Source organism: Thalassospira lucentensis MCCC 1A00383 = DSM 14000 (genome assembly GCF_000421265.1).
GTDB lineage: Bacteria > Pseudomonadota > Alphaproteobacteria > Rhodospirillales > Thalassospiraceae > Thalassospira > Thalassospira lucentensis.
The window spans coordinates 195264-211399 of record NZ_ATWN01000001.1 but is presented as its reverse complement, the minus strand read 5'-3'; the positions used below and the strand labels follow the sequence as shown (position 1 = coordinate 211399).

Below are 16136 nucleotides of genomic sequence, written 5' to 3'. Positions count from 1 at the left end.
CCCCAAAAAGAAAACCGCCTCCGTTTCCAGGGGCGGTTTTACAATGAGTTGAATCAAGATCAAAACGCTCAGCGCTTCTTTTTCTTTTTCGCAAACGGGTTATCACTGCTGCGCAAATTAACGCGGATCGGAACGCCCGGCATATCGAAATCCTCGCGCAGACCGTTGATCAGGTAACGCGTATAGCTTTCGGGCAGTTCAGCCGCCTTGGAGCAGTTGATAAAGAAGCTTGGCGGACGCGCTTTGGCTTGTGTCATATAGCGCAGGCGAATGCGGCGTCCGGAAATAACCGGCGGCAAGTGACGTTCACTAACAACTTCAAGCCAACGGTTCAGCTTGGATGTCGAGATGCGGCGGCTCCAGATATCGTGGATATCCATAACCGTGGGCATAAGCCGTTCGGTCCCGCGCCCGGTCAAGGCCGAGAAGGTCAGAACCGGAATGCCTTTGGCCTGTGCAAAGGATGTATCAAGCTTATCGCGCAGCGCCTGCATGACACCGGATTTATCAATCACGGTGTCCCACTTGTTGACCGCAATAATCAAGGCACGGCCTTCTTCAAGCACCATACGCGCAATCGTCAGGTCCTGCTTATCAAGCGTGTTGGTCGCATCAAGCATCAAGACAACCACCTGCGCATAACGGATCACGCGCAACGTGTCAGAAACCGAAAGCTTTTCGACGCGGTCATCAATCTTCTTTTTACGACGCATGCCTGCGGTATCGACCAAACGAATAGGACGTCCTTCATAGGCCCAATCGACTGCGATCGAATCCCGGGTCAAACCGGCCTGCGGCCCTGTCATCACGCGGTTCTCGCCTAGAAGCTGATTAAGCAGCGTCGATTTACCGGCATTTGGACGACCAACAATCGCCAACTGGATTTTCGAATTGTCGCGCGGACCTTCGTCAATCAGCTCGCCATCTTCATCTTCGTCGTCTTCAAAAAGCTCGATCTCAAACGACGGGAAGGTTTCACCGTCATCATCGGGAAAATCGTCTTCGTTATCGAAATCCTCAAAGCCGTCATCGCCTGCTTCCGCCGCCGCATCCTTTTGGGCTTCGGCTGCGGCCTGCTGGGCTTTTTTCTTTTCGTCGCGAACGCCGTCTTTCCATTCTTTCCAATGCGGTTCAAGAATGTCATAGAGCAATTCAATGCCAAGGCCATGCTCGGCAGAAATCGGTGCAACATCGCCGAGGCCAAGACCATAGGCCTCATACAGCCCCGGGTCCTGATTAATGCCTTCATGCTTGTTGGCAATAACATAGACCGGCTTTTGGCGTTTGCGCAGCCAATCGGCAAAATGGTTATCAAGTGGCGTCAAACCCGCACGGGCATCAATCAGGAACAGCGCAACGTCGCATTCCTCAAACGCCATCTCACTTTGCTGGCGCATCATGCCTTCGATCGAGTTATCGAACACTTCTTCAAGACCGGCGGTATCAATGATATCGAACGACATATGGCCCAGACGGCCCTTGCCATAGCGACGATCACGGGTCACGCCAGGTTGGTCGTCAACCAGGGCCAGCTTTTTACCGACCAGACGGTTAAACAGGGTCGACTTCCCGACATTGGGGCGACCGATAATGGCAACTTTTAGCGACATCTGACTTTCAGACTCTCGTTATAAACGGCGATATGCGCCGGAGGCAAAAGCCCACGGCGCACCGCAAATCTTGCAAGGAAACCTTGCGGAAAACTTTTTCTTACCTGATCAGCGATATGCGATTAGATCGGCATCCGCAGTCAGGAAGTAAAGGCTGTCACCAGCAACAGATGGCGGTAAGGTAATCGGACCGGACACTTCGTCCTTTCCGATGATTTCACCGCTATAAGGGGAAACAGTCATTACTTCGCCCTGCTCGTTACCAACGATCAACCTGTCACCGACCAGTACCGGACCGGTCCACACAATCGGTTCATCCTGATCTTCGGGATCGACAAAACGTGGCAGAACGGTCACCCATTTAACCTGTCCGGTCTTCCGACGCAAGGCAATCAGATCATTTGTGTTGGTAAGGACGTATATATAATCGCCCGCAACCCATGGCGACTGAATGCCACCGGCCTCAAGTTCCCAGACGCGATACCCGGTCCGAAGGTCAATTCCGACCGTCAAACCCGAGTTACTGGTCGCAAATACAAGATCATTATCAATCACCGGCAAACCGCGAATATCGGCAATCGCTGACACCGCATCTGTACGCCCGGCAGACGCCAACGCATCCGACCAGATCACCTGACCATTTTCAACCCGAAGCGCATAAAGCTCACCCGTTGAATAGGCCGAAATCACAACCCCCTGATCCACAGCGGGGCTTGCCCCACCGATAAAGGAGGCCCCTTCGGATGCGCCGCGATGGCTCCAGAGCAACTCACCACTCATCGCATTAAGCGCAATGGTCTGGTTATCGATCGTAATGGCAAAGACACGCCCGCCACGTACGGTCGGTGCGGACCGCATCGGCGCACTTACCTGCTGACGCCAAAGGACCGTCGCACTGGGTGCGTCAATCGCAATGACTTCGGCAAAGCCAGTGGTTGCGTAAATAATGCCTTTCTCATAGGCAAGACCACCGCCAAGCAGGGTACTGTCTTCTTCATCCTCGGGTGCCAGTTCAATCGACCAGATTTCCTTACCCGATGTGGCGGCAAAGGCACGAACCTCTGCGCTGGCATCAATGGTAAAGATCACACCACGGGCAACAATGGCCTGATTGAGCAACAGGTTGTCATCCATTGAACCTTCGCCAATACTGACCGACCAGTCTTGCTCAAGAACATCGTTCTCAAGCCCGACATGATGAAGCGCATGACTTGGAAAACCACCGTTCTGCGGCCAATCGACCATTGGTTCGGGTTCAGGCAGGACAACGCGCTGATCACTAAGATCAATATCGGGCTGCACCGTACTTTGCAGGGCAAGAACCGAGATACGCTCACCGGGTAAGGGCGGTGCTTCGTCTTCGCCAAGCCAGCTGGAACAGCCAGCAAGAAAGACCGAAAGACCCATTACACAAACAAGTGACTTAAAAGCGCGTGACGTCAAAACCGTATCCTCTGGTTCAAGCTCGCATCGCATTGGTCAGGACGTTATCCCGACCAAATCTGTTCTAGATGTGGTCAGGCACCAATCGCCTTGAGAATCTCGCTTGCCCGTGACCGCATGCCCGACGGTGCTTCGTTATCGTCGGCAATTTCGGTCAGAAGCGGCTTGGCGGCATCAATTTCGCCCGCAGCAACATGCAGCATCGCAATCATCTCGCGTGCGGAGTAATACCATGCGTTTTCCGGAACCGCGATTGGCTCAAGACGCGCAATCAAATCCATGGCGTTGCTTTGGGTCGCGTTGTTCATGGCAATTTCGACAACCGCAAGATCGCGATAAACCTGATCAATGTCACCATTGCCAGCAACGGCTTCAAGTTCAGCAACGGCCGACTCTTTTACGCCAGCACGCAGGTAAACTGCTGCTTTTTGGAAATGTCCAAGTGCGACAAAGTCCGCATTGCCATCAGCAATGATGGAATCAAGTGCGGCGAGTGCGGCATCCTGATTGTTTTCGCCTGACTGGGTCAGGTCAATTGCGTTGGCAAGACGCGTACCATTTTCAATGCTGGTGCTGTGTTCGTAAGTTTTCCAGCCTTCGCGACCAGCAACACCCAGCACGATGACTGCGGCGACGCCAATCACGTATTTACCGTATTTGCGCCACAGCGCTTCGCTGCGTTCACGCTTCAGGTCTTCTTCGACTTCCTGGAAAATATCAACCACGAAAACGGCTCCAATCCGGTCACAAGAAAGCGGGCAACTTGCCCGCTTATCAGAATTAATTCCGGCAAGGATTTAACGCGCCTGCATACAAGGGGTCAAGTCTACTCAACGTCATTCACACCTTTAAGCCGATTATTTTGCCTTCTGGGTGCTCTCAAGCCAGATTAGGCAACCAGACAACGCCTGTGTAGTTGCAAAACAAAGGGCGGTAAGAATTGCCTGACACCCCGCAAAAACACGTTTTGACTGGCAGTTTAGGTCGTACTGGACGGCTATTTCCGTAAAATTGCGCACAACGCTTGCTCGCCCCGGCCCCTAATATCAATCTTAGAAACGCCCAAACGCCTAAAAATCCTGTTCGCAGCGACCATATGACCGATAGTTGCCCCAACCCGACACATTTCGGCACGCTACTTGCTTTGAAAGGCTTCGAGGGAACAGAGTTTTAAATGTCATCGGTCAAAATTGCCCGGTGTCGGGACGGAGACCACCATGAAACGTCGTCAAATTATCCACAGCCGAGCTGATGCCAAGCGCGTCATTCGTCAACGCATCCTTGCCGGGCTGTTTGCCGCACTACTGGGTACGGGCGTATCAGGATGCAGCACAACCATGTCTGATATCGCTGGAACCAGCATCTTTACCGGTGCTGAGTGGTATCTGGCTTTTGATGTCGTCAGCATCATCAACACCGACAAAACTCTGGTCGATCATGTGGTCTCGCTTTCAACCGGGCAGGATTGCTCCACCATTCGTAAAATTGATGGCAAATCCTACTGCAAAAAAGACCCGATCCCCGAACCGCCGCTTTACTGTTACCGGTCGCTTGCCGCTGTGAGCTGCTATCGCACACCAGACCCATACAACACAGGTGCGCAGACCCTTGATTGGCCGCCGACCCGCTCGCGCAGCCTGTAACAGTCTGTTCGAGAGCACTTTTTTCCTCATGCCCAATCCTGTCGTTGATTTCAGAACCGTGCCTTATTTGATCATTGAAACTTGAGGCGGGGATAAATCCACGCTACCGTGTCATATGACAGTCACATCTGGATGCTGTCGGTCTGAATGCAACCTCGCCGGAGCATGACATGGGAACATTGTTCGATTTGGCCAAATACCGCAAAGCCAAAAGCTTTGTCCATTTTGACCGGGCTGAACTTATGAGACTCATGAACACCTATTCACGTCAGGTTGCAGGCGGCGCATGGCGCGACTATGCCATTGACCACCTTGATGGCATGGCGATGTTTTCCATTTTCCGATCAACACATGAAACACCGCTTTTTCAAGTCATCAAACTTGGAGCCGAGCATAAAAATGCTGGACAGTATCTGGCCCTTCACAGCGGCGAGCGGATCAAGCAAAGCTCGGACATCCTCAAGGTTCTCGACGCCATCGAAGGCCGCGCGCGCAAAGTGGTCCCACTCTTCAAATCCAACTCCTGATCGGTCATTTTTTGTTATCTCTGCGTACTCAACTCCGCCTTGGTTGGGCAATTGCCCTTGTCGCAAGCTTTCTGCTTACCGCACAATTTGTCCCTAACAATGCGCACGCCAATACGGCGGGTGGCGATTATCAATCAGGATACCGTGCCTATCAGGCGGGTAATTATGAAATGGCACGCGCGCAGTGGCGACTGGCGGCGCAGAATGACGACCCACGTGCGCAATATGCGCTGGGTCTGCTGTATTATCGCGGCAACACTGGCCCCGCCAATTACGAAGAAGCCGCCAAATGGTTCATGTATGCCTCACAGGCCAACCATGCTGGCGCGATTTACTATATCGGGGTGCTTTATTTTAATGGTTGGGGCCTGAACTACGATCAGTTCAGGGCAACGGAATACTTTAAACGCGCCCTGCGTGCTGCACCAAACAACAGCAATGCGGCCTATCTGATCGGTGCGCAATATTATCATGGCCGTGGAGCCCAGCAAAACTACGTCGAAGCCGCCCACTATTTTGAAATTGCTGCCAAGGGTAACATGCACGCGGCCCAGTTCATGTTAGGGGCCATGTATGAACGCGGCTGGGGTATCGCGCAAAACTATGCCGAATCCTATTATTGGCTCACGCGGGCTGCGCGCGGCAACATCACCTTTCCCCCCGGCGCAGAAGAAAAAGAAAAGATGGATGCAAAAGCCGCCGTCACATCCCTTGAGCCACGGCTGCGCCCCGAAGAAATCAAACGCGTCCATGACCGCCTGAAAAACGAAGCCGCGCAATAGATATACAGCTATAGCCAAAAAACAACAAAGGCACCTGCGATAACAGGTGCCTTTGTTGTTTTAAGTCTGGCGTGCTGGTTTATTCCGCCAATTTGTAAGCGATCACGTAATCGCCCGGCGTCGTCCCGATGGACCCATGCCCCCCGGCAACGATCAGCACATATTGCGTCCCGTCATCGGTTTCATAGGTCATTGGGGTGGACTGGCCACCAGCCGGAAGCCGCGTTTCCCAAAGCTGATCACCTGTCGAGACATCATAAGCACGGAAATAGTTATCCACTGCCGCACCAAGGAACGCCACGCCCCCCTTGGTCATGATTGGACCACCAATACCGGGCACACCGAGTTTAAACGGCAAGGGCAAAGGCGTCATGTCTTCGACCGTACCGTTTTTGTGCATATAGGCAATCTCGCCCGTGCGCAAATCGGCCCCCGCAACATAGCCCCAAGGCGGGGCCTGACATGGAATACCAAGCGGTGACAGAAATGGCCCCATGCTCACCGCGTAGTCAGCACCTTCATTCCGGTTGATGCCCATTTCGCTGGCTTTTTCCGTACCACGGGGCGGCACTTCGGCACGCGGGATCAATTTTGAGGTAAAGGCAAGATAGGTCGGCATGCCAAACATCACCTGACGTTCCGGATCAACCGCAACACTGCCCCAGTTAAAGGTCCCGAAATTCCCCGGATAAACCAGCGTTCCCTGCAAGGATGGCGGGGTATAACGCCCTTCATATTTCAACTGATGGAACGCGATACGACACGCCATCTGATCAAACAGGGTCATGCCCCACATATCCTTTTCGGTCAGTGGATCAGGCATAAAGGTCAGATCAGAAACCGGCTGTGTTGGTGCCGTAAAATCTTCGGGGATCGCACCACCCGGTGCGGGAACTTCATTAACCGGAATAATCGGCTCCCCGGTGCGGCGATCAAGGACATAGATATCGCCCTGCTTGGTCGGACCGACAAGGGCCGGAACTGTTTGACCATCCTGTGTGATATCAATTAACGCCGGTTGGGCCGGAACGTCCATATCCCAAAGATCATGATGGACGGTCTGACGCACCCACTGAACCTGCCCTGTTTCAAGGCTAAGTGCGACGATGGAGGATGAATAGGTTTCCACATTCTCATCGCGGTTCATGCCAAGCTGATCAGGCACCTTGTTGCCCAGTGGCACATAGATCATACCAAGCGCTTCATCCGCACTCGATACCGACCAGCTGTTGGGTGAATTGGCGGTATAAGTCTGATCGTCTGGGATCGGTTCAGTCTGTTCGGGATTACCCGAGTCCCAATTCCAGATCAGCTCACCAGTATTAATGTCATAGGCGCGAATGACACCAGACTGCGACTTGGTCGAATAATTGTCATTCACCGCCCCACCAATGATGATCTTGCCTGCCGCCGCGACGGGCGGTGACGTCGAATAATAATACCCCTCGGGGTTATAGGGCATGTTTTCTTCAAGGTGCACCGTACCCTCGTCGCCAAACGACGGGCAAACCTCGCCGGTGTCCGCATCAAGCGCGATCAGACGCGCATCCGATGTCGGCAGGAAAACACGCGCCGTACACGGCCCATTTTCCGTTACCGCCGGGTCTTTGTAATAGGTCACACCGCGACACGTCTGATGCTGACGATCCGGGTTTTGCGGAATGCCGGGATCATATTTCCACTTTTCCTGCCCGGTCTTTGCGTCAATGGCAATTGCCCAGCTATGCGGTGTACACAGATAAAGCGTTTCACCGACCTTAAGCGGGGTCACCTGATAGGTGGTTTCGGGCACATCATCAACGCGCTTCACGTCACCCGTCTGATAGACCCACGCCTGCTCGAGCGATGCAACGTTGTCCGCATTGACCTGATCCAGTGGTGAATACCGCTGTCCAAATGGCGTACGCCCATACTGATGCCAGTCGCCGTCAGGAACCGTGCCACCATATGCAGGGCTGCTTGTTACCGGCTCGCTGGGCAAACGTCCGGCGATTTCATGGGGATTATTCAACATGGAATAAACCGCAACAACAACCGCCAGCACCACACTTCCTTCAAGCAAGAAGGACCGTGCAGGTTTGACATCAGGCACGGGCTTCCCCGACGTCAGCGTTTTGCGAAACATCGGTGTAATCAGCCACAAGCCAATCAGGACCGTAATCCCGCCGCGCGGCCCAAGCTGCCACCAATCAAACCCGATTTCCCAGACGGCCCAGATCAGACTGGCAATCAGAAACAGGCCATAGAACGGCAACAGTGCAGGTTTGCGTTTAAACGACAAAAAGGCAGCAACCAGAAAAGCCAGCCCTGCCAATGCGTAGTACCAACTGCCGCCAACCGCGATCAGCCAGACACCGCCACCGGCAAGTGCAAGACCAATCAGGGCCATCAGCCCGGATGTCAGGAAATTAAGCATGGAATTCGCCCTCGTTTTAATTGAGGTCAGTAAATGTCAATACAGCCTTGGGCTGCAATGTGGCATTTTAAGGGAACTTTGCAATCAAACGCCTAGCAACTGCCGAGGTTCCATACTGCGTAAAACAAAAAACCACCGGCCAGTTTGGCGCGGTGGTTTGAATTTTTGTATCGCGTAAAAACAGATCAGTGATGGGTTTCGATAATCGTCCCGGTTTTCACCACTTCGGTGATGGTGACACCCAAGTTATCATCGACCACAACCAGCTCACCGCGCGCGACCAGACGGTTGTTGACGTAAATATCAACGGGCTCGCCCACACGACGATCAAGCTCCAATACCGCCCCGCGCGTTAAGCGCATCAGCTGTGCCACCTGAATCTGGCTTTTGCCAATCACGGTCGAAACACGCACAGGCACATCATAGGCCGCACCTATCTCAGACCCATGACGGGCCGCAAATGGATCTTTTTCTTTGTCAGCCATGATTTCCAAGTCACCTAATCAGATCGATAGAATCGCGACACTCACTATAGAGTGTTAGCTTTGAAAAAAGTGTTAGCAAGCCCAATCTGTTTTAATTCGTACGTTTCGTCAAAATGTATCGAGACAATTTCACGCTCGTTTTTTGTATTATAATCCCTTATCTCTGGGCCGATATCGAAAATAACGTCAAAAAAACAGTATCAGGATGCGACATGCCATATGACTGCCAATGGGTTGCCGAAGCCATCAGCACCATCGAAGCCGATTTTAACCGGTCCGCCGATACGCACCTGATCCGGTTGGATTTGCCCCCGCTTGACGGGATTGGCTTGTATCTCAAAGATGAATCGACCCATCCGTCCGGTAGCTTGAAACATCGTCTGGCCCGGTCGTTGTTTTTATATGGACTGTGCAATGGCTGGATCACCAAAGACACCCCGGTGATCGAGGCATCGAGTGGCTCCACGGCAGTCTCAGAAGCCTATTTCGCACGTCTTCTGGGCCTGCGCTTTATCGCCGTGATGCCCAAATCCACATCGCAGCAAAAGATTGATCAGATTGCCTTTTATGGTGGCGAAAGCCATCTGGTCGACCAAAGCGGTCAGATTTATGACGAATCACAACGTCTGGCGCGTGAACTCGGCGGCCATTACATGGACCAGTTCACCTATGCCGAACGGGCAACCGACTGGCGCGGCAACAACAACATCGCCGAAAGCATCTTTGAACAGCTTAAACACGAACCGCATCCTGTTCCACGCTGGGTCATTGTCGGGGCGGGTACCGGCGGCACGTCATCAACCATTGGCCGCTACATTCGCTATGGCCGCATCCTTGGGCAAGGCTGCGAACTTTGCGTGGCCGACCCGGAAAATTCGGTTTTCTATAATGGCTATGAAACAGGTGATTGCAGCATCACCGGGGATAAGGGATCACGCGTCGAGGGCATTGGACGCCCCCGCGTTGAACCAAGCTTCAACCCAAATGTCGTTGACCGGATGTATCGCATTCCCGATGCCGCAAGCTTTGCCGCCCTGCAATACCTTGAAAAGCATCTTGGCCGTCGCTGTGGTGGCTCAACCGGCACCAACCTGATCGCCACCTTGTCGTTGATCAGCGACATGAACAAGGCCGGTGAAAAGGGCTCTGTCGTGACGCTGCTGTGTGATGGCGGTGATCGATATCGCGATACTTACTATAATCCTGATTGGATCAAGGCTCAGGGAATTGATCTTAAACCTTGGCATGACGCACTCGACCAGTTTGATCAAACCGGGATTTTTGATATGCCACTTGAAAACTGCGCCCGCCATCCATCACTTTAAATCCCTGACGGCCACAAAAAAGACGGGCGGTAAAAACCGCCCGTCAGGCAACACAGAGAAGACAAGTTCAGGGAGGATGAGGTAAGACCTAGCCGCTGACAGTAATTTTGCGCGGCTCAGGTTTTTCTTCCACAACTTTTGGAAGAGTAAGTGTCAAAACACCATTTTTAAACGATGCGGCAATATTATCGGCATCAATGGTGTCGGGAAGACGGAACGACCGCTTGAAACTACCATATCTGCGTTCAACAACGCGGGCACCTTCATTGCTTTCACGGGTGGTTTTCTTTTCCCCCGTGACGGTCAAAACACCTTCGAGAACCGAAACATCGACATCACTTTGTTCGACACCGGGAAGTTCGGCCGACAGTTCAATATGATCGTCGGTTTCATGGACGTCGATCCGCGGGCTTAAAACCGATTGCGCATCACCATCCGCGCCAGGCGCGGCTTTGGACGGCACGGCACGATCCCCAAGGATCGAACCGATCATTTGGTCGAAATCACGCCCGAAACCACGGGAAATAAGGGTGAAAGGATCGGCAGCAATCGGCGAAGAAGAAAGACGACGTGCGGATCCATTAAGGTTCTGAAGTCCAGTCATAATAACCCTCCATTACAGACGAGTATCCTTGCGTCGGTGGTCCAGACCAGGCTGCAACCGTGACGCGTATCAGGGCACCATGCCCCTTTGCCTCCTTGAGATAGATCGGGTGAAAATTTCCGCAAGTCGCCAGATGCATTTTTTTGATCTTTTTTTGATTTTTCTCCGCTGGCATTCCATTCCTTGGAAAAACTGACTTTGGGACTGGCGGAGTCTACGGCCAAAGACTAGCTTCACCCCATTGCATGGCGGGTTCCCCGCCGCCTCCCCTATATCAAGGATATTCCATGAGCACTTTATTCTCGCCCCTGTCTTTGGGGAAACTGGCCCTCGATAATCGCATTATCATTGCGCCGATGTGTCAGTACTCCGCTGACAACGGAAGCTCCACCGCATGGCACGACATGCATCTGGGCAACCTTGCCCAATCTGGCGCAGGACTTCTGATCATAGAAGCAAGTGCGGTCGAGCCCGAAGGACGCATCACCTACGGCGATCTTGGCCTGTGGGATGACACAACCGAGGCCAGCCTTGATAAAACCATCAAGGCCGTGCGCAGCCATTCCGACATGCCAATCGCCATCCAACTGGCGCATGCCGGGCGCAAGGCATCCTGTGAAAAACCATGGGATGGTGGCGCTGCCATTGATCCTGACCATAAAAATGGTTGGCAGGTTGTTGCACCGTCGGCAGTCCCGTTTAAACAGGGTGACCCAACCCCCGAAGCCCTTTCCAAGTCACGCATGGCCGAAATTGTGCAAGCCTTTGCCGACAGCGCAAAGCGCGCCCTTCGCATCGGGTTTGAGGCCATCGAACTCCATGGCGCGCATGGCTATCTGCTCCATCAATTCTTGTCCCCGCATTCTAACAAGCGCGATGACGAATATGGTGGATCGCTTGAAAACCGCATGCGCTTCGCGCTCGAAGTTTATGACGCAGTCCGCCGCGAAGTCGGTACGGACTTCCCCGTCGGCATGCGCATATCGGCCAGTGACTGGGTTGAGGACGGCTGGGACATTGATCAAAGCGTTGAGTTGGCAAAGGTCCTCAAAGCACGTGGATGCGACTTCATTCACGTCTCATCGGGCGGCCTGCATATTGATCAGAAAATCCCGCTTGGCCCGAACTATCAAGTCCCCTTTGCCGATCGCATCAAATCAGAAACCGGCATTACTACGATTGCGGTTGGCCTGATCACCGAGGCAGAACAGGCAGAAGCCATCACCTTTACCGGCCAAGCCGATGCCATCGCCCTTGCGCGCGGTATTCTGTATGACCCGCGCTGGCCTTGGCATGCGGCTGCAACACTGGGGGCCGAAGTCAAAGCCGCCAACCAGTATTTGCGGTGTCAGCCACGCGCATTGAAAAAGCTGTTTGGCTAGCCTTTTAGTCGCGCTCAAGACAAAGCCCTGCCACAGATTGTGGCGGGGCTTTTTTTTGTTTTAGGGCCAAGAACAAAAGAAAAGAGGCCCCGCGAATGCGAGGCCCCTTTCCGTAGCAAATAGGTCGGTTGGTTGGTAAGGCTTAGAAGCCCATACCGCCCATGCCGCCCATACCACCCATGCCACCCATGTCAGGTGCGCCGCCGCCAGAAGATTTATCTTCCGGTTTATCAGCGATCATGCATTCGGTGGTGATCAGCAGACCAGCGACCGATGCTGCGTCCTGCAGGGCAGTACGAACAACTTTGGCCGGATCGATGATGCCAGCTTTGACGAGGTTGGTGTATTCGCCTTTCTGGGCGTCGTAACCAAATTCAACGTCATCCTGCTCAAGCAGCTTGCCGGCAACAACCGCACCGTCAACACCTGCGTTCTGAGCAATCTGGCGAACCGGCGCCTGAAGCGCACGGCGAACGATGTCCACACCGATGGTCTGGTCGTGGTTTTCGCCTTCAAGACCTTCAAGAGCACGGACAGAGTACAGCAGAGCCGTACCGCCACCAGCAACAATGCCTTCTTCGACAGCAGCGCGGGTTGCGTGCAGGGCATCGTCAACGCGGTCTTTACGTTCTTTAACTTCGACTTCCGAAGCGCCACCGATTTTGATTACGGCAACACCGCCTGCGAGTTTCGCAAGACGTTCCTGCAGTTTTTCGCGATCGTAGTCAGAAGTGGTTTCTTCGATCTGAGCGCGGATCTGGGCAACACGTGCTTCGATCTGTGCTTTCTCACCAGCACCATCAACGATGGTGGTTTCTTCTTTGGTGATGGTGATCGATTTCGCGGTGCCGAGCATGTCGAGCGTAACGGTTTCAAGTTTGATGCCGAGATCTTCGGAAACAACCTGACCACCGGTAAGAACGGCGATGTCTTCAAGCATTGCTTTACGACGGTCACCAAAGCCCGGTGCTTTAACAGCAGCGATTTTCAGACCACCGCGCAGCTTGTTGACAACCAGGGTTGCCAATGCTTCGCCTTCGACGTCTTCCGCAATGATAAGAAGCGGCTTGCCCGACTGAACAATAGCTTCAAGAAGCGGCAGCATCGGCTGCAGCGAAGAAACTTTTTTGTCGAACAGAAGAACGTAAGGATTGTCGAGATCTGCAACCATCTTTTCAGGGTTGGTTACGAAATACGGCGACAGGTAACCACGGTCAAACTGCATGCCTTCGACAACGTCGAGTTCAGTGTGCAGACCTTTGGCTTCCTCGACGGTGATAACACCTTCGTTGCCAACTTTTTCCATGGCTTCAGCGATCATATCGCCAACTTCACGGTCACCGTTTGCCGAAATGTTACCAACCTGTGCGATTTCATCGCGGCCGGTTACTTTACGTGCACGGCTCTGGATCGATTCGATGACTTTGTTGGTCGCAAGATCGATACCGCGTTTCAGGTCCATCGGGTTCATGCCCGCAGCAACAGACTTGTTGCCTTCACGCACGATCGCCTGAGCCAGAACGGTTGCAGTGGTGGTGCCGTCACCCGCCATATCGGCGGTACGTGAGGCAACTTCACGCAACATCTGTGCGCCCATGTTTTCGAACTTGTCAGAAAGTTCGATTTCTTTGGCAACGGTAACACCGTCTTTGGTCACGCGCGGTGCGCCAAAGGATTTTTCGATAACAACGTTACGACCTTTCGGGCCGAGCGTCACCTTGACAGCATCTGCCAGGATGTCGACACCACGCAGCATTTTAGCGCGTGCATCGGTAGAAAACTTTACGTCTTTAGCAGCCATAATATTCTTTCCTCTCTATGAGACGGATGAACGTGGACATAAATCACCCAAAGGGCTGACTTATTCCATGATGCCCATAATGTCGGACTCTTTCATGATCAACAGCTCTTCGCCGTCAACCTTGACTTCGGTACCTGACCATTTGCCAAACAGGACTTTGTCACCTGATTTGACGTCAAGCGCGACGACAGAGCCGTCATCTTTACGCACGCCAGAACCCACAGCGACGACTTCGCCTTCCTGCGGTTTTTCTTTCGCGGTATCCGGAATAATGATGCCACCGGCAGTCTTGGTGTCGGACTCGACACGACGGACCAGGACGCGATCATGCAGCGGACGGAACTTCATTTTAGACAACTCCGTGTTAAAGCTAAAGGCTCGTTTAAAACTACGACTAACCGGGATGAGCCCGTATTAGCACTCACCCCCGGCGAGTGCTAACAGGATGTATTGGAGTGGGTGATTTTTGTCAATAGGATTGGCGTGTTCGTCGCAAAAATATCATGAATTCGGCGACATTGGCCCAAATCGGGCCTTGGCTGCCATGGTGCCGCCATAAACAGCATGGGCCAGTTCGATAGAGGTATCACGCGCCATCGCAATGCGCAAAAGGCAATAATGTGGCACACAATCACGGGTTCAGATCAGCGCGGCGTGAAATACCGATCCATCAAGTCTGGCTCATCAAAATGCCGCCGCCCGACAAACGCCGTTGCATGATGCCCCCATTGGCGCATGGCACCGGGTTTCTCAACCCCCATCGGCCAGAGTAAAATCCATTCCAGCCGTTCCGTGCCGGGTACAAATCCATCCTCATCAAAAAGGCTGGCCGTGCCCTGCCCGTTTTGTAACGGCAACTGGCTCAAGTCCCGTGCTGGACGAAGGGATGCGTTTTGCCTGATCATATTACCAGCCATTGTGTCAGCCCGGGCATCGGTCAGTTTCAGAAGATAGTGGCTGGTTTCATCGATCCACAGAACAGGCTGCTTCAAGATCGATTGATCAACATATCTCGCGGGCATTTCCGCCGTTTCGCGAATGTCGTTATCCTCTGGCGCGGTGATTCGCTGCAAACGGTTACTTGGAAAAAACATGTGATAACAGCCGCAACCATGGATCGCATCGCCGATCAATGGCGTGCCATCATCATCAAGGGTAACCCGCCAGACCAGCGCATCAAAATGCCCGGCCAGAATATCAAACCGGCTGGTGGCCGGGCGTTCCGGGAACCAGATCTCATAAACGATTTGCGGCCGCCATTTTCCGGCAAAATATGTATGGCTCAGGCGATAATAGATATTTGGATGATCTGTATCGACGACGGCCAAAGCATCACGCGTGGGCAAGGTCGGCTGTCCAACCTTGTCACTCTCACTTCCCGTTCTCACCCGAAAAACCGGCGCATAGGCCCGCGCCAGTTTTTCAAGCTCGGCACCCGTTGGCTGCAGCAGGCCAAAGGCATCCAGCGTAATGTCGTTGAAACCGTCATCAGTTTGGTCGGGTACTAAATAGTCGTACCACGTTCCCAACGACGCAATGTCCTCCCCCCTTTGCTCAAAACTTGCAAAGTTCTCCTGCTTCCAGCCTTCATATCCGAAATAGGCCGCGAAGGCTGTTATCGGATACAGACCCGCGATGCGCTGAAAATCAAGATAGTCATCAGGCACAAATACCGCTGCAGACAGCACCGGATACTGATCGGGCATCAGAGACGTGGCCATTGTGTTGGCACAAGCTTCAATCTGATCAAAAGAGACACCTGATACAACTGGAAGGTTGGCCATTTCACTTTGCCGTGCGTCGCGATCAAGGCCACGCATCTGTGCGATAAAGTCCCGCCAACGATCCGGTTGATCGACCTGCCCGTCACCATCTTCATCAAGCTGGCGCGCCAATAAAACAGAGTTCCGGTTGGCCCGAAGAGATGCGAACCCGGCAACCGGTGAAGCCGACGCGTTCCTCACACCGTTTTGGGCGACCAACGCATCAATATAGGCAAGTTGCGCATCACACGATAACGTCGCCAGATCGCCCACTGGGCGCGTGCCTTGTGCGCATGCCGCAAGAAGGGCTGGCAAAAAGACCACAAAAACAGCAAACCCACGCCGCATCACACGT

The 16136-nt window shown here is 53.3% G+C and carries 14 protein-coding genes; 5 read left to right on the top strand and 9 right to left on the bottom strand.

Annotation, left to right across the window (positions count from 1 at the left end):
- Nucleotides 1-68 precede the first annotated feature (68 nt).
- The 3 genes from der to K355_RS0100990 form a co-directional block, all read right to left on the bottom strand.
- Nucleotides 69-1610: a ribosome biogenesis GTPase Der gene (gene der / locus K355_RS0101000; protein WP_022730247.1), complete on the bottom strand. Its 1542-nt coding sequence runs from the start codon at nucleotides 1608-1610 to the stop codon at nucleotides 69-71.
- Between the two features lie 108 nt (nucleotides 1611-1718).
- On the bottom strand, nucleotides 1719-3053 hold the full coding sequence (locus tag K355_RS0100995; protein ID WP_028791194.1) for an outer membrane protein assembly factor BamB family protein: 1335 nt from the start codon (nucleotides 3051-3053) through the stop codon (nucleotides 1719-1721).
- Nucleotides 3054-3127: 74 nt separating this feature from the next.
- Nucleotides 3128-3778, bottom strand: a complete 651-nt coding sequence (locus K355_RS0100990) for a DUF2659 family protein (protein ID WP_022730245.1) — start codon at nucleotides 3776-3778, stop codon at nucleotides 3128-3130.
- Nucleotides 3779-4270: 492 nt separating this feature from the next.
- Here K355_RS0100990 and K355_RS0100985 point away from each other — a divergent pair, with 492 nt between their 5' ends.
- From K355_RS0100985 to K355_RS22810, 3 genes are all read left to right on the top strand, one after another.
- Nucleotides 4271-4696 (top strand): hypothetical protein, encoded by a 426-nt coding sequence (locus K355_RS0100985; RefSeq protein ID WP_022730244.1) that lies wholly within the window; start codon nucleotides 4271-4273, stop codon nucleotides 4694-4696.
- A 170-nt stretch (nucleotides 4697-4866) separates the two neighbouring features.
- Entirely contained in the window at nucleotides 4867-5223 is a 357-nt protein-coding gene (locus K355_RS0100980) for a DUF2794 domain-containing protein (protein ID WP_022730243.1), read from the top strand.
- A gap of 11 nt (nucleotides 5224-5234) precedes the next feature.
- The gene (locus K355_RS22810; protein ID WP_022730242.1) at nucleotides 5235-6005 is read left to right on the top strand and encodes a tetratricopeptide repeat protein; all 771 of its coding nucleotides are present in this window, start codon (nucleotides 5235-5237) and stop codon (nucleotides 6003-6005) included.
- A gap of 79 nt (nucleotides 6006-6084) precedes the next feature.
- On the opposite strand, the gene K355_RS0100970 is transcribed toward K355_RS22810, so the two are convergent.
- Nucleotides 6085-8421, bottom strand: a complete 2337-nt coding sequence (locus K355_RS0100970; RefSeq protein ID WP_022730241.1) for a glucose/quinate/shikimate family membrane-bound PQQ-dependent dehydrogenase — start codon at nucleotides 8419-8421, stop codon at nucleotides 6085-6087.
- Nucleotides 8422-8606: 185 nt separating this feature from the next.
- Nucleotides 8607-8906 carry a flagellar motor switch protein FliN gene (gene fliN / locus K355_RS22805; RefSeq protein ID WP_022730240.1) on the bottom strand — a complete coding sequence of 100 codons (300 nt, stop codon included), beginning with the start codon at nucleotides 8904-8906 and terminating at the stop codon, nucleotides 8607-8609.
- A 212-nt stretch (nucleotides 8907-9118) separates the two neighbouring features.
- Between fliN and K355_RS0100960 the strand changes: the two genes are divergently transcribed.
- Nucleotides 9119-10231 carry a PLP-dependent cysteine synthase family protein gene (locus K355_RS0100960; protein WP_022730239.1) on the top strand — a complete coding sequence of 371 codons (1113 nt, stop codon included), beginning with the start codon at nucleotides 9119-9121 and terminating at the stop codon, nucleotides 10229-10231.
- Nucleotides 10232-10319: 88 nt separating this feature from the next.
- On the opposite strand, the gene K355_RS0100955 is transcribed toward K355_RS0100960, so the two are convergent.
- On the bottom strand, nucleotides 10320-10835 hold the full coding sequence (locus K355_RS0100955) for an Hsp20/alpha crystallin family protein (RefSeq protein ID WP_022730238.1): 516 nt from the start codon (nucleotides 10833-10835) through the stop codon (nucleotides 10320-10322).
- A 287-nt stretch (nucleotides 10836-11122) separates the two neighbouring features.
- Between K355_RS0100955 and K355_RS0100950 the strand changes: the two genes are divergently transcribed.
- The gene (locus K355_RS0100950; RefSeq protein ID WP_022730237.1) at nucleotides 11123-12217 is read left to right on the top strand and encodes an NADH:flavin oxidoreductase/NADH oxidase; all 1095 of its coding nucleotides are present in this window, start codon (nucleotides 11123-11125) and stop codon (nucleotides 12215-12217) included.
- Between the two features lie 142 nt (nucleotides 12218-12359).
- Here the strand turns inward: K355_RS0100950 and groL are convergent, their stop codons facing one another.
- The 3 genes from groL to K355_RS0100930 all read right to left on the bottom strand — a co-directional run bounded on the left by groL (nucleotide 12360) and on the right by K355_RS0100930 (nucleotide 16129).
- Nucleotides 12360-14018, bottom strand: coding sequence for a chaperonin GroEL (groL, locus tag K355_RS0100945; protein WP_022730236.1), 1659 nt, complete (start codon nucleotides 14016-14018; stop codon nucleotides 12360-12362).
- Nucleotides 14019-14078: 60 nt separating this feature from the next.
- Nucleotides 14079-14366, bottom strand: coding sequence for a co-chaperone GroES (gene groES, locus K355_RS0100940; RefSeq protein ID WP_022730235.1), 288 nt, complete (start codon nucleotides 14364-14366; stop codon nucleotides 14079-14081).
- Between the two features lie 296 nt (nucleotides 14367-14662).
- Nucleotides 14663-16129 (bottom strand): hypothetical protein, encoded by a 1467-nt coding sequence (locus K355_RS0100930; protein ID WP_022730233.1) that lies wholly within the window; start codon nucleotides 16127-16129, stop codon nucleotides 14663-14665.
- Nucleotides 16130-16136: the final 7 nt, after the last annotated feature.